This is a genomic window from Haladaptatus sp. W1 (assembly GCF_001723155.1).
GTDB classification, from domain to species: domain Archaea; phylum Halobacteriota; class Halobacteria; order Halobacteriales; family Haladaptataceae; genus Haladaptatus; species Haladaptatus paucihalophilus.
In genome coordinates this window covers 1-17,782 of record NZ_MEIH01000276.1, presented here as the reverse complement: position 1 = coordinate 17,782, position 17,782 = coordinate 1, and the positions used below count along the sequence as shown (strand labels likewise).

Here is a 17,782-nt window from a genome sequence, read left to right as displayed (position 1 = left end):
GCGTTCGTACACTCGTCGCTTTTGCTGGTACCAATCGTGGCTGCTCATTCAGGGGGCTTATGAGAATCAGTTCTCACCGGGGAGCAACGGATGCTCGTCCGGTGCACGGGCGAGTTGTCGCTGGGCGGCGTCCCACTCCTCGAAGTAGCCGTAGTCGGTCATCGTGGACATGCCCGCGAGGGCGGCCCGGAGACTCAGGCCGACGAGCGGAATGTCGGCGACCGTGATGATGACGTCCGCTTGCAAAATAACGCCGTCTCTGAGTATCACGTCGAGCAGATCCACGACGGCGTGGTCGTCCTTCGTCGGCTTCATGCGTCCAACTCCGGTGCGAACGAGTAGGGCGGCCACGGCCCCGTGAACCTGATTTCGACGCCCGGTTCCGACGCCACGTCGTCCAGCACGCGCCCGATTTCGTCCTCGTTCTCCTCGTGAGCCAAGAAGGCGACCTGCACGACTTCCTCGTTCGTCTCCGACCCGAGCACGTCCCCCGTCGAATCCATCGTCTCGAACGCCGAGACGAGCGGGTCGAGGTCGTCCCGAAGTCGATTCGTCAGGTCGTCCTTCCGCGCCTGTCGGAGGTCGCGGAGGCGGTTGTCGTACTGCTTTTCGAGCAGGAATGCCGTTCCCTCGGTCGCGTCGTCGATTCGCTCGCGCAAGTCGGTCAACTCCGCGTCGTTCAATTCGAGTTCGTCTCGAACTCGGTCGTCGTCCCACGCGACGCCGACGCGGTACTCCCAATGGCCCGCTAACTCGTCCAGATGGGACGCGAGCGTCTCGGACTGGTCCGCGAGCCACGCCGACACAGCGTCGTCGTCGCCCTTGAGAATCGTGTCGAAGCGGAACGGGAGCGGGGTGCCGAACGCCTCCCCTGCGGCGTCCACGACCGACTGGTGGGTTAGCAGCCACTCCCGAACCGTCCCGAGGTCGTCCGAGTCGAACGGCGAATCACAGGGCTGGACGACCGCCCCCAAATCGCCGTGTTCGACGACGGAAACGGGGTCGCCCTCGATTCCGGCTTCCGAAAACTCGATGTCGTCAACGGCCCCTTCGTCGGCGCTCTCCACGACGCAGTAGAGGTACCGCCCCTCCTCGAAGGTCGGTTCAGCCACCGAATCCCTCCAGACCAGGTTCGCGGTTCGCCATATCGACCAGCGCGTCCGAAATCAGGTCGTCCAAGTCGCCGTGGAGGTTGTCTACCCCTTCTTCGATGCCTTCGGATTCTTTCAATCGCTCCAGTTCGTCCTCGATGGCCGCCAACTGCGCTCCGAGTCGCTCGATTTCTTCCGGCGAGAGGTCGTCCTGTTCCATCCGCCGGACCGCCTCGCGCTCCATGGCCTCGACGAGAAGTTCCACGACGGTGATGACGAGCGCGACGAGTCCCTTTCCGGCGTCGTCGCCGTCCACTTCAATCGCCGTCATGCTCCGCCTCCGCCGTCTGGGACTCTTCGTCGGCGTCTTGTTCCACCTTCGATTCCGCCTCTTCTTCGCTTCTCTCGTCCGCTTCCGCCTCCTCTTCGCCTCCCTCGTTCGACTCGGCGTCGGCTTCCGACTCCTCGTACTCGTCGTCGGGGTCGACGCCGACGGTCACGGTTTCCGACTCGGGCAGTTCCTCGACGTTCGCTGCCTCCTCGACGCGCTTCATGTCGGTGCCCTCCGGGAATTCGAGGCCGTACTGCGCGGCCGTCTCGAACGACGCGATAGCGGCCCGGAGTTTCACGCCGAGCAGTTCCGTCTCGCCCACCGTCACCACGATGTCGGCATTGATGACGACGCCCTTGTCGAGGAGGAGTTCCAACATCTCCGCGAGGTCGGACTGGCTTCGGGTGGGACCGGTTTCACCCATCGTCTTCCTCCTCGAATCGGTCGCCGTAGATTCGTTTCGACCCGCCGCCGGACGAGTGCCACCCGCTCTTCGGTACCGTCGAGTAGCGCGCGACGCCACCCATGTCCGACCGTGACCCCGCCATCGTGGAGTACGCGGACGGGTTATTGGACGACGGCTGTCCCGCGCCGCCCATCGACTCGTTCTCCTCCTTGACCTCCTGCAGGTCGTTTCGGGTGTCCATGAGCTGCTCGCGGAACTCGTCTACGCTCTCTTGCAACTGGTTCCGTAGTTTCGACTCGTACAGTTCGGACTGCACCTCGCTTTTGAGGTCCCCGTCCATCATGCCGTCACCGTCGTCGTCCCCGTCCGAATCGCCGACCCCGACGTCTTCGAGCGCGTCGGTGAACTCGTCGCTCTCGTTCCACAGACTTCGGACGTCGGTGGACGACCACAGTTCGCGGAACTCGACGGCGCGTATCAGGCTTCGAACGTCGACGAGTTCCCCCGGGTCGCCCTCGTCGACGGCGTCCGGGGTGTCCTCCAACTCGATGACGTCCGGGAGTTCGGACAGTTCGACGACCTCGGGAGCGTCGGTGAGGTCGAGTTCGTCGAGCACGTCCTCGCCCTCGTCCAGTACGTCCCAGAGTTTTTGCGCTTCGCGCGAGACGTCCTCGAACGAGTCGGCCGCCTCGAACGCCGCCGTCAGCCCGTCGAATCCCGACCGCACGTCCTCGGTGAACGCGTCGATTCGGTCGCTATCCATCGGGCAGCCCCCGACCGATGCGCAGTTCGAGGATGTAGTTGTTGTACGATGCGTTCGTGACTCGCGCGGCTTCCCAGTCGAGGGCGAGTCGTTTTATCGGTCGTTCGCCCTCGCGGACCTCCACGGTACCCGTCTCCGCGTCGAACGAGACCCCGAGGTCGTCCTTCGAAACGCCGGGGAGGTCGATTGTGACGACGAGTTCGCCGTCCTCCTCCCGAGTGTTCGTCAGGTATTTCTGTTGCCGCTGTCTGGACTGGCTCCGTTGCTTTCGAGGGGCACCCGATTCGATGGAGCCGACGGAAATTCCGTAGTTGATTCTCCCCCGTGGCGTGTCACGGCCGCCAGTGTGTGCGCGTGTCGTGTCGTCGTCCGAGAGTTCGTTGGCCAGTCTGACCAGCCGTTCGATGAGTTCCATTATCGTTTCACCTCGACTTTCCCGTTTCGCAGCCGTTCGTGGGCCGTCTCCGCGACGTCGAGTCGTGTTTCGAGGGTCGCTTTCCGCTCTTCGTACTCCTCGTCCGACAACTCGCCGAGTTCGTACAGCAGGTGCGTCTCCTTGAGTTCGTCCTGAATGCCCGCGACGTCGTACATCTCGTCCACCGCCAGCGAGTGAAGCACGTCCACCATCGACACCAGCGGTTTGAACAGCAGGTCGTCGACGATGATCATCGCTGGGCTCCGACGTGGATGTCCACGAAGTTGTACGGTGCCCACGGTCCCGTAAACTGGACGGTCAACTCGTCGTACTCGTCGCGTATCTCCCCCACTTTCGCCGCGAACGCCTCGCGGTCCTCAGTCGCCACGAGGTACGACCGGTTGAGGACGAGGCGGTCGCTGAACAGGTCGTCCTCCGTCTCGCTCTCGGCGACGGCCGCGAGTCGTTCGCTCACGTCCTCCCGAATCTCGTCGCGCGGCAACTCGTCGTCCTCCCCGGCCACGAGTTTGACGCCGAGTTCGACGTGTCCGTCGACCTCGTTGAGCGCCTTCCTGAACGCGCGGCGTGCGCCTCTGAGGACGCTCTTCAGGGTTCGGTTGTCCTTGAACGCCATGCCGAACTGCATCGGCACCACGGCGTCCACGTCGTCACGTTCGAGGACGTCCCGAAGTACCTCGTCGTGTGTCTTGCTATCCTCGTCGGTTCGTTCGGGGTCTGTCGTGTCGATATCCGAGACGACGGCGGAAAGCGACCGGTACGTTACCGTGTACACCTCGTCCGTGTCACCTACCGTGTCCGTGTCGAACTCGAAATCGTTCTTCTCGATAACCCCGTAGACGTATCGGTTCGAACTCATCGTTTCATGGAGACGGTGCTCCTACGACTGGAAACCGACGTGATGTGCGTTAATAAGTCGTGTGGCGGAGAGTGCAAGCAAACGCCGCGTCCGCGGCGTATCGGTGGCCGTTCCCGACCCCCATCGTCCTCCGGAGGACTCCGTGAGAGGAGTCCGAGTTTCGTCACTGTGCGGCTTTTCGTTGGTCCAGTTCGTCCATCAGGTCGTTCGCCAACGCTTCGAGGTCCTCGTTCGAGAGTTGGTCGAGTTCGACTTTCGAGTCCTCGGAGTCCGTCTCCCCCTCATCTTCGCTTTCCGACTGTTCGCTTTCGGATTCTTCGTCTTCCGACGACTGCTCGTTTTCGTCTTCACCGCCGTCAGCGGACTGTTCCGCTTCATCCTCGTCTTCGTGTTCGCCTCCACCGATGCTGCTCGCGGTGGCGATTATCTCCTTTGCCTCCTCCTTGCTCACTTCGAAGGCGTCTTGAACTCGTTCGCGGACGAGTTGTTCGCGGGTTTTCTCCCCCTCTTCGTCGCCCGTCTCCTCGTCTTCATCGGCCTCTCGCTCGGCCTCGAAACGGGATTCGAGGCGGTTTCCGAGCGATGCGCCGACCTTCCGCCCGACGACCATTCCGAGCCCACAGCCGACGAGGCGACCGAGGTCCCGTCCGATGGTTTGCCCGTTTTCCGCTTCCATTTCGGTGAGTTCGTCGACCAACCCTTCGAGGGTCACGTCCTCGCCCACGTTCTGTTCCACCAACGTTCGTACCGTTCCTGTTTCGTCTTCGGTCATATCGTCCCCCATTTACGGCTCCTCGGCGTCGAAAATCTCGTTCTGCGTTTCGACGCGGCCGCGTCGGTATCGACCGGCGCGACCGTAGCCTCGGATGGAGCCATCCGGCCCGAGGCTGATGACGTACCGCCCGAGGATGTCCTGGGTGTCCGGAATCGAGTTTCGTTCGACGACTTCGGCGACGACTCGCCATCCGTCTTCGTCCTGTTCCTCGACTTCGACGACGTGGTCGAGCGGCGACCCGATGAGGTCCTCGGCGATGGCTCGCCCGACGTCCCTCGCGTCGTAGAGATCGAGTTCGCCCTCGGTATCCACGACTTCCTCCGCATCGACCGATTCCTCCGACTCCGCGTCGGCCGACGAACCGTCTTCCTCCTGCCCCTCGACCGCCGCGGACAGTCGACCGAGCACGTCGTCGAGTTCGCGTGTTTCGGAACCGCTCGCTTGTTCGGTCATCGTTCCCCCGAAAGCGAATCGGGACCGAGTGCCATAATACGTGTGCCTGCAAACCGGCTTCCGGTTCGGTGCCGTTACCGGCGAAATCCGTTGCCGAACCCGCCCCTTTAAAAGCAACTTGCAGGGTCGGCCCTAACCATAAAATATCGTCCACCTGCACTACTCAAGAGAGGGAACAACTATGGTACAAGCAGAACCAAACTCGTCGAGTCTTGCGGACGTCCTGGACCGCATCCTCGACAAAGGTGTCGTCATCGACGTATGGGCGCGCATCTCCGTCGTGGGCATCGAGGTGCTCACCGTCGAGGCACGCGTCGTGGTCGCATCGGTCGATACCTTCCTCCACTACGCAAAGGAGATGGCGAAGTTAGAACGAGCATCCTCGGAGGACGAAATCGACTTCGAGCAGGTCGAGGTCGCGTCCCCCGAGGCCAGTACGTCATAAGCACAGCCTGAGAAAGCATGTCCGAAGCAGAACAGTGTCGGGCGCTCACGGAGGATGGAGAGCGATGCTCCCGCCCGGCGCAGAACGACGGTTTTTGCCACCAGCACGGCCCGGATGATGAGACGATAGACGACGGTAGCGACGGAAACGAATCGGAAAGCGACGAGGGAAGTAGCCAAGAGGAGAACGTGGAAGACGAAACCGAACACGAAGAGGAGAACGGAAACGATGACGCCGACCGCGAGAAGGCAGCGGAGAACGGCGAATTCGACGTGATGGACGTCCGCGAGACGGTCGAGGACGTCGCCGACGATTTGGTCGGGCACCCGCTCGACGGAATCATCGAAATAGCGGATGACGGCGACGGCTGGGAAGTCGTCGTCGAAATGGTAGAACGGAGCGCGATACCGGACACCCAAGACATCCTCGGACAGTACGAGATTTCGCTTTCCGAGTCGGGTGACGTGAACGGCTACTGCCTCAGGGAACGATACCGCCGGGGGATAGCCAGGAGTGGTGAGCTATCCCTTTCGGAAGCCGATCATGAATCCGCCGATGAATCCGGCGCTCACGGAGAGCGTCGAGAGCAGCGTCGTCAGCCACGACGGCGGCGTCCCGTTTCCGGCGGCTTGACCGGTTTTCAACAGTCCAGCCGAGAGTTTCTCCCAGTCTACCGTTAGTATCCCGCGCGATTCGAGGAACTTGAACAGGGCGAGTTCGAGGCCGACGATGACCGCGATGAGTTTCGCGATTTTCTTCGCGGCGAACCCGATGATGCCGCCGATGACGGCACCGCTTCCCAGTTGGAGTCCGAGTTGTTGAGGGTCTATCCCGACTTGCATCGTCACACCCAGAACACTGATAGGTTAAATTTCTTGTGGTTTTGGACGAATACCAAACGAAAAGACGGCGGAAACGGCGGCCAGTTCGGGGGTCCGTCCTGCCGACTATTTGACATGCAAGCGACATCACTCCGGGGAGCCAGTCGCTTCCCGAAACGATACCACCGACGCGCTCCCGATGGTTTTAAACAGATGAACGACCCGATATAACATATCAATGGCTTTCGAGGACCTGCTAAGCGACCCGGTGATTCAGAAATATCTTCACGAATTGGTCGGGCCGAAAGGAATGCCGGTCGCCGCCGCGCCGCCGGACGGTGAAGTGACCGACGAGGAACTCGCGGAGGAACTCGACCTCGAACTCAACGACGTTCGACGCGCGCTGTTCATCCTCTACGAGAACGACTTGGCGACCTACCGACGCCTCCGCGACGAGGATTCGGGGTGGCTCACCTACCTCTGGACGTTCGAGTACGACAAGATACCGGAGAACTTGGAGGAAGAGATGTACCGCCTCCTCGACGCGCTTCAACAGCGCGAAGAGTACGAAAGGAACCACGAGTTCTACCTCTGTGAAATCTGCTCGCTCCGGTTCGAGTTCGGCGAGGCGATGGACTTCGGCTTCGAATGTCCCGAATGTGGCTCGCCCCTCGAATCCATGGAGAACTCGATGCTCGTCGAGTCCATGGAGGACCGAATCGACGACCTCGAAGACGAACTCAACGTCGAAACGCTCGGTGCATAATGGTCGTTCTCGCAACCAAAGTGTACGTCAGCGGCGACGCGAAACGACGCGCACTCGACGGTCTCCAGTCCCTCGTCGAAAACGCGCTCGGCGACCTTGACGTCGAGTTCGACATCGGCGTCCGGCACGACGATTTCGTCTCCGTCACCGTCGAAGGAGAGGACGAAGTGGTCGCCCGGAACGTCCTCGCCGAGGAGTGGGGCGAAGTCACGCCGAACCTCCGCGACGGCGACACCTACGTCGGCACGCTCGAATCGTGGGACGACGACGGGTTCGTCCTCGACGCCGGACAGGAGGTTCGGATTCCGGCGGCCGAACTCGGCCTCGGTCCCGGCAGACCGGAACAGGTCGTCGAACGCTTCGGACTCGTCCAGCACATGCCGATGGAGTTCGTCTACGCGGACGACGGCTCGTCGCGCCTCTCGGACGACGAGCGTGACCGCCTGTTCGACTGGTCGCGCGGGAACGGCCGCGTGAACGTCAACAGCGCGACGCGGGGCGAGGTCCGGGCGACGGTCAACCGCGCCGGACACGCACAGGACATCGTGACCGTCGAGCGACTCGGCGTGTTAGAACAGAGCATCGTCTGTACCGAAAACACCGACCCACCGGGACTGCTCGCCAGCATCGGCGGCTACATCCCGGCCGAAATCCGTTGTGTAATTCCATGAGAAAACGGCTCGCCCTCGGAATTGGTCTGCTCTTCCTCCTCGTGGCCAGTGCTGGCTGTACTTCCGTGTTCGGGCCGGGCGAAATCAGCCAGCAGAAACTCTCGCGGAACGCGACGTACGACTGGGACACCCCACAGGACGTGACGTACAACGTCACGAGCAACCAGTATCAGGTGGTCTACGAACTCGACAAGAAGGGGACCCTCGAAATCCACCAGGAGGAATCCTTCGGCGAGGAGGCACCCGTCGAGATTTCCGCCGTGCAGTTCCGCTACCCTAACGGCACCGTTGTCGACGCCGACCACATCGAGGTGAAGAAGACGAAATCCTCGACCATCATCAAACCGCCACAGGGACAGGGACAACTCGCGTACACGGCGTCGAGACAGGGCAAGACGTTCTACGTCCCGACCTACTTGAAGGACAAGACGTACGAGGTGACCATCCCGCGCGGGATGCGAGTCGATACATTCCTGTTGAGCGACGTGCGTCCCGGCGGCTACGAGACGACGATGGAGAACGGTCGTGAACACATCATCTGGTCGACTCCGGTGAAATCCGACAGCATCTCGGTCCGCTACTACCTCGGGCGCGACAAGTGGATATTCGCCGGAATCGTCGCGCTGGCGCTGCTCATCGGCTTGGTCGGGTTGGCCTACTACCGCTATCAGATTCGACAACTCGAACGCCAGCGGGAGGAGATGGGCCTGAACATGGACATCTCGGACGACGACGTGGGCGACGGGCCGCCGCCCGGAATGTGAGAGCACTTTTCTTCATCGCGGTCAACGGTTCGGTATGAACGTTGCGCTGGTAACAGTCGGAGATGAGATTCTCTCCGGGGATACCGTCAACACGAACGCCGCGTGGTTGGGCGAGCGACTGACCGAGCGCGGCGTGGCCGTGGAGCGGGTGTTCGTCGTTCCGGACCGCGTGGGCGACATCGCCCGCGTCGTGAACGAAGCCCGCGCGGAGTACGACGCCGTGCTCGTCACCGGCGGCCTCGGCCCGACGCACGACGACCTGACGATGGAGGGCATCGCGGCGGCCGTCGGCGTTCCCGTCGAGGAGCACACGGAAGCCGTCGAGTGGATAGAAGCGCACTCGGATTACTCGCACGCCGACCTGACGTCGGGGACGACCCACTTGCCGAAGGGGTCGCGGATGCTGCCGAACGACGTCGGCGTCGCCCCCGGCGCGGAGATAGAGGACATCTACGTCCTGCCGGGCGTGCCGAGCGAGATGCATTCGATGTTCGAGCGAATCGCCGACGAGTTCGACGGCGAGCCGTACTACAACGAGACGGTTCCCGCGGGCGAACCCGAGAGCGCGCTGCTCGATCGATTCGAGACGCTCCGGGAGCGGTTCGACGTGAAAGTCGGGAGCTATCCGGGCGACTACGTGCGCGTCAAAATCGAGGGAACGGACGAAAACACGGTCCAAAACGCCGCCGAGTGGTTGCGCGAGCGAGTCGAAGCGCCGGACGAGACGAACGCCTAGCGGAGAACCGCCTCGGTTATCTGTAGAAGTAGGCGAGCCACGCCACGGTGAACGCGAGTCCGACGACGAGAACGACGATACCTGCTTCATTCGCGGGAACGGCTTCGAGTGGAATCATACCCGGCGGTTATCGGCGCTGTCTCTTAAGGTTTGAGAACTACACCCAGTGATGCCGTCGTTCGATGAGCGATAAACTCGCGGAAGGACGAGCACTGTACCGACCGAGGAATTCCCGCAAACGAACCGCTTTTGGGCGGACCACTCCAACGCGAAGGCAATGAACGTACTCGTCGTCGGGGCGGGCGCGATGGGTCGCTGGTTCGCCGAGGCGATACCGGGCGACATCGCGTTTGCCGACGCGGAACAGGGGGTTGCGGCGGAGGCCGCCCGAGCGGTCGGTGGGCGAGCGGTCGCGCTGGACGCCGACGAATCATTCGATGTGGTCTGTCTCGCCGTGCCGATTCCGGCGATTTCGGAAGCCATCGCTGAACACGCGCCGAAGGCCGACCGGGCGATGCTCGACGTGAGCGGCGTGATGGCCGAACCGGTCGAAGCGATGGCCGAACACGCGCCGAACGTCGAACGGGTGAGCCTGCATCCGTTGTTCGGAGCGAACACCGCGCCGGGGAACGTGGCCGTCGTCGCGGACGAATCGGGACCGGTCACGAGCGAACTGTTCGACGCGATCGAAGCGCGCGGGAACACGCTGGTCGAGACGACGGCGGCGGAGCACGACGACGCGATGACGACGGTGCAGGCCGGGACGCACGCGGCGGTGCTCGCCTTCGCGCTGGCCGCGAACCCGGTCCCCGAGGGGCTTCGAACTCCCGTCTACGAGGAGTTGGCCGACCTCGCGGACCACGTGACCGACGGGGAACCGCGCGTCTACGCCGACATTCAGGCCACCTTCGACGGCGCGACGGACGTGGCGGAGGCGGCGAAGCGACTGGCCGACGCCGACCCGGCAGAGTTCGAGCGGTTGTACCGCGAGGCGGCGGAGAGCGAGGTGGACGAATGAACGCAGAGCAGCGCGAGCAGGTGCTGTCGAACGCGAAGTACCTGCAGGACGTGCGGCCCGTGGACCCCGAGGAGATTTCCGAATACGTCGAAGGTGAACCGCATCCTGCGGTCGTCCGGCAGGTGCTCCGCGAGGAGGCGGGGTCGCTCGGCTTCGTGGAGCGCGACGACGGCACCTTCGAACCCGCATCCGACGACCCTGTTCGCCCCGAGTTCCGCGATGTCGAGTCGTTCCCCGAAACGTACGGTCGAAAACTGGAGGACCTGCTGGTCGCGGAGTTCGGCGCGGGGTGGCCGGACGGCGCGTCGGGCGACGAACTCCGGCGGACGATTCGACGGCTCAAGGAGGACTACTTCGCCCAGAATCCGGTCGAGTACGATTACCGCGTCGCGCTCGGCTACGCCATCTACCATCTCCCGGATTACTACGCCGTGGTCCAGTACGTCCTCTCGGAACTCGCGGGGCGGGGCCTGCTTCCCGGAGAAATTCGCGTGCTGGACGTTGGCGCAGGGGTCGGCGGCCCCGCGCTCGGCCTTCACGATTTCCTCCCGTCGGAGACGTTCGTGGAGTATCACGCCGTCGAACCGAGCGACGCTGCGGACGTTCTCGCCGCGATGCTGGAGGAGACGGGCGAGAACTTCTACCCGACCGTGCACCGCGACACCGCGGAGGCGTTCGAACCCGAGAACGGCGAGGCGGAGTACGACCTCATCGTGTTTGCCAACGTGTTGAGCGAGTTGTCCGACCCGGAAGCGGTCGTTCGGAAGTACCTCGACTACCTCACGCCCGACGGGTCGATGGTCGCCATCGCCCCGGCGGACAAGAACGCCAGCATCGGCCTTCGAGAGGTCGAACGGAGCGTCGCCGACCGGACGACGGTGTTCTCGCCGACGCTCCGCCTCTGGCCCGGCGAGGAACCGAGCGACGACTGCTGGTCGTTAGACGTAAAACCCGAGTTGTCGGTCCCGCCGTTCCAACGCCGACTGGACGCGGGCGAGAGCGGTGACGGTGAGGGTGTGGTTGATGGCGACGATTCCGAGAGCGGCGCTGATGGTCGCTCCGAGGACGCCTCCGAACACGTCGAACATCGTGGAATCGACGCCAGCAACTACGAGTTCGAGTCGGACGACGGTGCCAAGGAAACAAGCGAGCAGGGCATCGACGCGAGCGAATACGGACTCGATGCAAGCGAGTACGATGCCAGTGCCGGTGAACACGATGCCAGTGCCGATGACGGACTCGACGCGAGCGGGCGAGGGATGGATGCGAGCGGGCGCGGAACCGATGTGGCCGAACCATCGGAGACGGTGACGCTGGACGATATCGAGGGCGACGGCGAGTTCGTCAACGTGGACGTGCAGTTCTCACACGTCGTCCTCCGAACCGACGGAACCCGTCGGCGTGAGTTCACCGCGAGCAGGGCCGAATCCGCGAAGATGGCGGAGATGGAACGCCACGTCACCGAGCGGGTGAACCTCGTCGCGGTGAAACTCAGCCACTCGCTGTCGGAGGTGGGAGAAAACCCCGTCTTCAAGGTGAGCGACGGCAGCGAGGCGGTGGGGAACTTCGCGGTCCTGACGAAGGAAACGTCGCTCAATCGCGCGCTCCGCGAGGCGGCCTACGGTGCGCTCCTCTCGTTCGAGGACGTGCTCGTGCTCTGGAACGAGGACGAAAAAGCGTACAACCTCGTCGTGGACGAACGGACGGTCGTGGACCGCCGCTAGTTCGCCTCGACGCACTCCCGGACGAAGTTGTAGTACGAACCGAACTTCCCCTCATCGTTCGGCGACAGCGGAATCCCGTTTTCCGCGAGCAGTTCGACCGTCTTCTTTGGCTCACACTCGAACCAGATGGACAGGATGTCTACGTTACGCTGCGCGTATTCGTAGTTGAGTTCGAGTGTGTGAGCGTCTGTGACATTTCCCTCCGCCATGTCCGTTCGGATAGTGTGAGCCTCACAGCATAAATCCATGTGATTCGTTAATTATCAATACCATATTATAACAACGATTGGACACACTTGCCCCCTCTCGCTCCGTCTCGAAACACGCTCGAGACCGCTCACTGCGGCGTTTTTCAGTCGTCTACCATCTCGTTCGTTCACCTCTCTTCCATTCCCTTGGAACTGTCCAACTCGTCGTTTTCACGGCCGGGTCGGACTCGCGTTGGGAGTGCTGGCACGCACCGAGCGGAGTACTTTTGCGTTCCCGTTCCAACTCCCCTGCATGGGCGATTCGCTGGAAATTCTTCTGACGAACGACGACGGCATCGACAGCCCCGGTATCCGCGCGCTGTACGAGAGCCTCCAGGAAATCGGCAACGTGACCACCGTCGCACCCGCGACCGACCAGAGCGCGGTCGGTCGCGCGATGTCCTACGAGGTCGAGGTAGAGGAGCACGAACTCGGCTACGCCATCACGGGCACTCCCACCGATTGCGTCGTCGCCGGACTGACCGAACTCGGTCCCTATCCCGATATCGTCGTCTCCGGGTGTAACAACGGGGCGAACCTCGGCGCGTACGTTCTCGGACGCTCTGGAACCGTCAGCGCCGCGGTCGAGGCCGCCTTCTTCGACGTTCCCGCCATCGCCGTCTCGCTGCACGTGCCGAACCACCTCTGGCCCTACGACACGACCGTCGAGGAGTACGACGTGGCGGCGAAGGCAACGACCTATCTCACCGAACACGCGCTCGACGCGGGCGTGTTCGAGCAGGCCGAGTACCTGAACGTCAACGCGCCGATGTCGAGCGACGGGCCGACTCCGATGGAGGTCACCCGCCCTTCGCACGTCTACGACATGGACACGACCAACGAGGGCGGCGTCATCACGCTCCACGACCGGACGTGGGAACAGATGGGCGACGAGACGCTGCCGGACGCCGAGGGGACGGACCGTCACGCGGTGTTCAACGGGAAGGTGAGCGTCTCGCCGTTGACCGCCCCGCACACGACGCGCCACCACGAATCGCTGGACGAACTGGTGACGGAGTACCGGGTCTAGCGCCACCGTTTTACCCGCTGGAGTCCAACCGGGCCTGATGACTGGGGGGTAAAATCGTGAGTCGTACCGATATCGAACAGCTTGCGCTCGATGTCGTCCCCGTCAACGTCGCGGTGCTCGACGAGAACGGGGTCATCGTCGCAACGAACGACGCGTGGGAGCGGTTCGCCCGAGAAAACGGTCTGTCCGAGCCGACGATAGGGGTCAGTTATCTCGACGTTTGTGACGGCGCGGACGAACTGACAGCGGACGAAGCGGCGACGGGCATCCGCGCCATTTTGTCGGGGGACCGGACCGAGTTCAGCCTCGAATACCCGTGTCACTCGCCGGACGAGCGGCGCTGGTTCGTGATGCGCGCAGCGGACGTGACGGACGACGGAAATCGGTACGTCGTCGTCGCACACATGAATGTCACCGAGCGACACGAATCGGAGTCCGAAGTCGAGCGGTACGAGATGATCGTTCGCAACGTCCCGGTGATATTCTTCGTCATCGACTCCGACGGGACGTTCCAACTCGTGGAGGGGAGCGGATTGGAATCGACCGGGTTGGAAGACGGGGAACTGGTCGGCGAGTCCATCGATGACCGGTACGAAGACCACCCGGATATCCTCGAAAACTGCCGTCGCGCCCTGTCGGGGGAGCCGATTCAGACGACTAGCGAATTCGGGGAGATTATCTACGACGTCGTGTATCAACCCGTGTTCGATTCGGCGGGCGATGTCGATCGCGTCATCGGCGTCTCGGTGGACGTGACCCGACGCGAGCGCCACGAGGAAGCGCTCGCCGCGTTATCGGACATCACGCGGGAACTGCTGGAGACGGAAACCTCGGACGAGGTGTGTGCCGTCACGGTCGAAGCGGCGGAACGATTGCTATCCCTGCCGAGGACGCGCATCGCGCTGTACGACGAATCGACCGGCGCGCTCCGAACGAACGCGGAGACGACGGGTGCGGAGGCGTTGCCGGACGGACTGCTGGACGGCGACGGCATCGCGTGGCAGTCGTTCATCGAGAACGAGGCCGCATTCGACGACGAAATCGTCTCCCTCCCGCTCGGGACGCACGGCGTGTTCATCACCGAAATCTCCGGGAACGCGAGCCTCGACATCGCGGAACTCTGTGCCGCCGCCGTCGAATCGGCGCTCGGACGAGCGGTCCGCCAGCGCCGACTGCAGGAACAGGACGCGACGCTCCGTCGGCAGAACGCGGCGCTCGAACGACTCAACGAACTGAACGAGGGTATCCGACGCATCGACCGGGCGCTCGTGGAGGCGCGAACCCGCGAGGAGATAGAGTCCGCCGTCTGTAGCCGCCTGACGAGCGGCGGACCATACCGCTTCGCGTGGATCGGCGTGGACGACCCGGCGACGGGACGGGTCGTCCCGCACGAATCGGCGGGAATCGAACGGGGCTATCTCGACGCGATAGCCATCACGACCACCGACGAGACGACCGACCCGGCCGGAACCGCGCTGAAAACCGGACGGGCGCAAGTGGTGCAGGACGTTCTCCGCGGACCGCTCTCGGAGCAGTGGCAGAGCGAGGCGCTGAAACGCGGCTATCGCTCGTCGTGTTCCCTTCCGCTTCGTTACGGCGACGCCGTTTACGGTGTGCTGTCGGTCTACTCCGACCAGCCGCGGACGTTCGACGAACTGGAGCGGGCCGTCCTCGAAGACGTGAGCCAGACCATCGCGTACGCCATCAACGCCGTCGAGAGCAAGAAGGCGCTCGCCGGTGGCGAGGTGGTCGAACTCGAATTCGACATCGAGGACTCGACGGTGGTGTTCGTGGACATCGCCAAAACGCTGGATTGTCACGTCGAGTTCATGGGTGTCGTCTCGAAACACGACGGCACGGTGACCGCGTTTTTCACCGTCAACGACACTTCATCGGAGGACGTCCGCGCCCTGGCGTCCCGGTCGCTGGAAGTCATCGACATCGAACGGGTGAGCAGTCGAGAAGATTCGACGCTGTTCGCCGCGACGTTGACCGATTCGAGTTTCGTCGGGACGCTCCTCGACCACGGAGCGGTTCCCAAGACGTTCGCGGTCGGACCGCTCCCGGGGACGTTGGTCGTCAGACTCCCGATGAATGCGGACGTTCGGACGTTCGTCGAAGTGCTCCAGACGCGATTTCCGGCGTTGGAACTGCGAAGCCGTCGGCACCGCGAACGACCGGTCGCGTCCGGCGACCTCGATACGGTACTCGCGGAACTGCTGACCGACCGTCAACTGGAGGTCCTGGAGACGGCCTACTACAGCGGTTTCTTCGATTCGCCCCGGAAGAGTACCGGCGAGGAAGTCGGGGGGTCGCTCGATATCTCCCAGCCTACGTTCCAACATCACTTGCGCGCCGCGGAGCGGAAACTGCTCCGGAGGCTGCTCGAATCGTGAGGTTGGAGCGCCATCTAGATTGATAGCCCCCTCCTCGAATTATCACGTTCAATCTAGCTGGAAGTGCCTTTACATAGTATTCCCTACCGGTAGGTATGAGAACGGATATGAAACGACGACGCGACCAAGGGGGCGACCGGGTAAGCCTCGACGTCCTGTCCGCCGTGATGGACGCGGCGGGGTACGACGATGCGACCGAGTTCGAGACGTGTTTGTACGACGTCATCGACCCGGATGCGCTCGACTCGCTCTTTCATCAGCGGACGAGAGGCGGCCGCGTCGAGTTCACGATAGACGGATTCGAGGTACGCGTACACAGCAACGGCACCGTGGAAGCCACACCGGAGTAACGATGGGCGAACAGTGCGTGGGTAAAACCGAAGCGCCGTTCGATGAGTGCGCCTGCGTCGTTTGTGGCGACGACATCGACATCGAATCGTGGCATCCGATTCTCGCCGACACCGACGCGACGGGAACGTTCCGTCTGTATCCGTTCTGTACGCCCGATTGCCGAGACGCGTGGAACAGCCATCGAACCAACCGATAACAGAGAATGACTGACCGAGCACCTAACGAGATAGAATACAGCGAATACGAGGACGAATACGGAACCGTGGCGATGTTCTACGACCCGGAGAACCACCAGGCGTGGATTCGCTCCAGCACGACGGTTTCGGTGCGAGCATAAATGGCGCGTATTTTCGGAACATCGGACCGAAGATAGTCATCACTGGTGCTCGTGGAGGCCACCGCGGGAGACGGTTGCGAACTCGGCGACCGGGCGAGTGACGAACTCACGGGTTGCGTTCGTCACTCGCGCGTTCGAGCACGCGCCGGATGAACGGTTCCTTTTTCCGCGTGTACGTCGGCCTGTCGTCTCCGTGTTCGTCCGCCAACTCCCGCTTCAGGCGGTCGTACTCCGCGGCGGCGAACGGGTGCTCGCGCAAGAAATCCCGAAACAGAACGGATTCCCGATAGCAGTCGCTTCCCGCTTCGGTCAGCGAGAGATAGTGCGTCCGGTTTGCCCGCGGTCCCTTGGCGAGAAACGCGCGGTCGGGGACGCCGTCGTTCGGTCGATACTCGTAGCCGTGTTCCTCCAGCACCGGAACGAGTCGCGCGGCGTGGGACGCATCCTCGACGACGGCGAGCACGTCGATGATGGGCTTTGCGACGATGCCCGGGATAGCGGTGCTTCCGACGTGCTCGAAAGCGAGTCCGTTGTCGCCGGTAACCTCCCGTATCCGTTCGAACTCCGTCTCGTACTCCCGTCGCCACTCGGGTCGATGCGGTTCGAGTTCGACGGTGCCGCGCTCCAGACCGACCATACGCCTTCCATGGGAAACCCGGAAATAAACGTTCACACTGGATACGATGTTCGCCCGAACGTGCCTTCCGCGCAATATTTATTCCTGCTTGTGACGAGTTAGAATCATGAACCGTGCCCTCCTCCACTACGTGTCGTTGGGTATCATCGGGCTCTCGTTCGCCACGCTTTCCATTCCCGACCTCGCGGCAGGAGACTCCAGCATCAGCCTGTGGCTGTTTGCCATCAGCGGGGTCGGTCTCATCCTCGGGAGCCTCTACGACGTGCTGACCGGTAGCTTGAACGACTTCGAACCGGACGGTTTCACGCCGCTCGTCGTCCTCGGCGCGGTACTCTCGCTCGCTGACGCCCTCCTATCGCTGTTTCCGTGAGTACGCGTGGACGGACGGGCCATCCGTCGAGACGCGGCCTACAGGAACTTCCGAACACTCCAGTACAGCCACGTGAGCACGTTCCCCACGGCGGAAACGGGATTGAATCCGGCGTCCGGATTTCTCGCCGGTTCGAACTCCTCATCGAGCGTCGCGGACGAGCAGCGACGTATCTCGCCGGAGTTGACCCGTCTCCCGTCGGCGTCGGTGACTCGCAACAGCGTCACTCCGTCCGTCCGCCCCACGACGCGATGAACGTTCGATTCGGGTGGTTCGCCCGCCGGTCGGTAATGCTCGCCGAGTTCTGGCATGTGTCGTCGGTGCTCACGCCACGCTGTTTTCGAGAACTGCTTTCGC

General features: G+C 62.7%; 27 protein-coding genes and 1 pseudogene. 14 read left to right on the top strand and 14 right to left on the bottom strand.

Annotated elements, in window-relative coordinates:
* Positions 1–66: 66 nt before the first annotated feature.
* The 10 genes from gvpM to gvpO (BG842_RS13035) all read right to left on the bottom strand — a co-directional run bounded on the left by gvpM (position 67) and on the right by gvpO (BG842_RS13035) (position 5,111).
* On the bottom strand, positions 67–315 hold the full coding sequence (gene gvpM / locus BG842_RS13080; RefSeq protein ID WP_069451073.1) for a gas vesicle protein GvpM: 249 nt from the start codon (positions 313–315) through the stop codon (positions 67–69).
* Complete coding sequence (gene gvpL / locus BG842_RS13075) at positions 312–1,112, bottom strand: gas vesicle protein GvpL (protein WP_069451072.1); 801 nt, start codon at positions 1,110–1,112, stop codon at positions 312–314. The genes gvpM and gvpL overlap by 4 nt, the downstream gene beginning before the upstream one ends.
* Complete coding sequence (locus BG842_RS13070) at positions 1,105–1,422, bottom strand: gas vesicle protein K (RefSeq protein WP_069451071.1); 318 nt, start codon at positions 1,420–1,422, stop codon at positions 1,105–1,107. Before BG842_RS13070 ends, gvpL begins: the two co-directional genes overlap by 8 nt.
* Positions 1,409–1,846 (bottom strand): gas vesicle protein GvpJ, encoded by a 438-nt coding sequence (gvpJ, locus tag BG842_RS32670; protein ID WP_069451070.1) that lies wholly within the window; start codon positions 1,844–1,846, stop codon positions 1,409–1,411. The genes BG842_RS13070 and gvpJ overlap by 14 nt, the downstream gene beginning before the upstream one ends.
* Positions 1,839–2,591 (bottom strand): hypothetical protein, encoded by a 753-nt coding sequence (locus tag BG842_RS13060; protein WP_069451069.1) that lies wholly within the window; start codon positions 2,589–2,591, stop codon positions 1,839–1,841. Before BG842_RS13060 ends, gvpJ begins: the two co-directional genes overlap by 8 nt.
* Complete coding sequence (gene gvpH / locus BG842_RS13055; RefSeq protein WP_069451068.1) at positions 2,584–3,006, bottom strand: gas vesicle protein GvpH; 423 nt, start codon at positions 3,004–3,006, stop codon at positions 2,584–2,586. The genes BG842_RS13060 and gvpH overlap by 8 nt, the downstream gene beginning before the upstream one ends.
* Positions 3,006–3,260: a gas vesicle protein GvpG gene (gvpG, locus tag BG842_RS13050; RefSeq protein ID WP_069451067.1), complete on the bottom strand. Its 255-nt coding sequence runs from the start codon at positions 3,258–3,260 to the stop codon at positions 3,006–3,008. The genes gvpH and gvpG overlap by 1 nt, the downstream gene beginning before the upstream one ends.
* A complete protein-coding gene (locus tag BG842_RS13045; protein WP_069451066.1) occupies positions 3,257–3,883 on the bottom strand; it encodes a GvpL/GvpF family gas vesicle protein in 627 nt (208 codons plus the stop codon). The genes gvpG and BG842_RS13045 overlap by 4 nt, the downstream gene beginning before the upstream one ends.
* Positions 3,884–4,046: 163 nt before the next feature.
* Positions 4,047–4,655 carry a hypothetical protein gene (locus BG842_RS13040; RefSeq protein WP_254663139.1) on the bottom strand — a complete coding sequence of 203 codons (609 nt, stop codon included), beginning with the start codon at positions 4,653–4,655 and terminating at the stop codon, positions 4,047–4,049.
* A gap of 12 nt (positions 4,656–4,667) precedes the next feature.
* The gene (gene gvpO, locus BG842_RS13035) at positions 4,668–5,111 is read right to left on the bottom strand and encodes a gas vesicle protein GvpO (RefSeq protein WP_069451064.1); all 444 of its coding nucleotides are present in this window, start codon (positions 5,109–5,111) and stop codon (positions 4,668–4,670) included.
* A gap of 181 nt (positions 5,112–5,292) precedes the next feature.
* Between gvpO (BG842_RS13035) and gvpA the strand changes: the two genes are divergently transcribed.
* Both gvpA and gvpO (BG842_RS32665) read left to right on the top strand, forming a co-directional pair.
* Entirely contained in the window at positions 5,293–5,556 is a 264-nt protein-coding gene (gene gvpA / locus BG842_RS13030) for a gas vesicle protein GvpA (RefSeq protein WP_007982669.1), read from the top strand.
* A 17-nt stretch (positions 5,557–5,573) separates the two neighbouring features.
* Positions 5,574–6,002 (top strand): annotated as a pseudogene (gvpO, locus tag BG842_RS32665) (gas vesicle protein GvpO, halophile-type); the annotation flags it as partial.
* 75 nt (positions 6,003–6,077) lie between these two features.
* Here the strand turns inward: gvpO (BG842_RS32665) and BG842_RS27560 are convergent.
* A complete protein-coding gene (locus BG842_RS27560) occupies positions 6,078–6,398 on the bottom strand; it encodes an FUN14 domain-containing protein (protein WP_083252519.1) in 321 nt (106 codons plus the stop codon).
* A gap of 217 nt (positions 6,399–6,615) precedes the next feature.
* Between BG842_RS27560 and tfe the strand changes: the two genes are divergently transcribed.
* From tfe to BG842_RS12995, 6 genes are all read left to right on the top strand, one after another.
* Positions 6,616–7,143 carry a transcription factor E gene (tfe, locus tag BG842_RS13020; RefSeq protein ID WP_069451063.1) on the top strand — a complete coding sequence of 176 codons (528 nt, stop codon included), beginning with the start codon at positions 6,616–6,618 and terminating at the stop codon, positions 7,141–7,143.
* Positions 7,143–7,814, top strand: a complete 672-nt coding sequence (locus tag BG842_RS13015) for a DUF2110 family protein (RefSeq protein WP_069451062.1) — start codon at positions 7,143–7,145, stop codon at positions 7,812–7,814. The genes tfe and BG842_RS13015 overlap by 1 nt, the downstream gene beginning before the upstream one ends.
* Positions 7,811–8,578 carry a DUF5803 family protein gene (locus BG842_RS13010; RefSeq protein WP_069451061.1) on the top strand — a complete coding sequence of 256 codons (768 nt, stop codon included), beginning with the start codon at positions 7,811–7,813 and terminating at the stop codon, positions 8,576–8,578. The genes BG842_RS13015 and BG842_RS13010 overlap by 4 nt, the downstream gene beginning before the upstream one ends.
* 34 nt (positions 8,579–8,612) lie before the next feature.
* Positions 8,613–9,314, top strand: a complete 702-nt coding sequence (locus tag BG842_RS13005) for a molybdopterin-binding protein (protein WP_069451060.1) — start codon at positions 8,613–8,615, stop codon at positions 9,312–9,314.
* A 277-nt stretch (positions 9,315–9,591) separates the two neighbouring features.
* Positions 9,592–10,332, top strand: coding sequence for a prephenate dehydrogenase/arogenate dehydrogenase family protein (locus BG842_RS13000; RefSeq protein ID WP_069451059.1), 741 nt, complete (start codon positions 9,592–9,594; stop codon positions 10,330–10,332).
* Entirely contained in the window at positions 10,329–12,056 is a 1,728-nt protein-coding gene (locus BG842_RS12995) for a small ribosomal subunit Rsm22 family protein (protein ID WP_069451058.1), read from the top strand. Before BG842_RS13000 ends, BG842_RS12995 begins: the two co-directional genes overlap by 4 nt.
* On the opposite strand, the gene BG842_RS12990 is transcribed toward BG842_RS12995, so the two are convergent.
* Positions 12,053–12,265, bottom strand: coding sequence for a hypothetical protein (locus tag BG842_RS12990; protein WP_007982650.1), 213 nt, complete (start codon positions 12,263–12,265; stop codon positions 12,053–12,055). The two genes, BG842_RS12995 and BG842_RS12990, sit on opposite strands and share 4 nt — an antisense overlap.
* 292 nt (positions 12,266–12,557) lie before the next feature.
* Here BG842_RS12990 and surE point away from each other — a divergent pair, with 292 nt between their 5' ends.
* The 5 genes from surE to BG842_RS32535 all read left to right on the top strand — a co-directional run bounded on the left by surE (position 12,558) and on the right by BG842_RS32535 (position 16,418).
* Positions 12,558–13,334 (top strand): 5'/3'-nucleotidase SurE, encoded by a 777-nt coding sequence (gene surE / locus BG842_RS12985; protein ID WP_069451057.1) that lies wholly within the window; start codon positions 12,558–12,560, stop codon positions 13,332–13,334.
* Positions 13,335–13,390: 56 nt separating this feature from the next.
* Positions 13,391–15,730, top strand: a complete 2,340-nt coding sequence (locus BG842_RS12980; protein WP_069451056.1) for a bacterio-opsin activator domain-containing protein — start codon at positions 13,391–13,393, stop codon at positions 15,728–15,730.
* A 107-nt stretch (positions 15,731–15,837) separates the two neighbouring features.
* Positions 15,838–16,080, top strand: a complete 243-nt coding sequence (locus BG842_RS12975) for a HalOD1 output domain-containing protein (protein WP_007982644.1) — start codon at positions 15,838–15,840, stop codon at positions 16,078–16,080.
* 2 nt (positions 16,081–16,082) lie between these two features.
* Positions 16,083–16,277 (top strand): hypothetical protein, encoded by a 195-nt coding sequence (locus BG842_RS12970; RefSeq protein ID WP_069451055.1) that lies wholly within the window; start codon positions 16,083–16,085, stop codon positions 16,275–16,277.
* A gap of 6 nt (positions 16,278–16,283) precedes the next feature.
* Positions 16,284–16,418: a hypothetical protein gene (locus tag BG842_RS32535; RefSeq protein WP_256388531.1), complete on the top strand. Its 135-nt coding sequence runs from the start codon at positions 16,284–16,286 to the stop codon at positions 16,416–16,418.
* 106 nt (positions 16,419–16,524) lie between these two features.
* On the opposite strand, the gene BG842_RS12965 is transcribed toward BG842_RS32535, so the two are convergent.
* The gene (locus BG842_RS12965; protein ID WP_069451054.1) at positions 16,525–17,055 is read right to left on the bottom strand and encodes a GrpB family protein; all 531 of its coding nucleotides are present in this window, start codon (positions 17,053–17,055) and stop codon (positions 16,525–16,527) included.
* Positions 17,056–17,161: 106 nt separating this feature from the next.
* Here BG842_RS12965 and BG842_RS12960 point away from each other — a divergent pair, with 106 nt between their 5' ends.
* Positions 17,162–17,425, top strand: a complete 264-nt coding sequence (locus BG842_RS12960) for a hypothetical protein (RefSeq protein ID WP_069451053.1) — start codon at positions 17,162–17,164, stop codon at positions 17,423–17,425.
* Between the two features lie 38 nt (positions 17,426–17,463).
* On the opposite strand, the gene BG842_RS12955 is transcribed toward BG842_RS12960, so the two are convergent.
* The coding region (locus BG842_RS12955; RefSeq protein ID WP_254663138.1) for a hypothetical protein at positions 17,464–17,782 on the bottom strand (319 nt) is incomplete at its 5' end.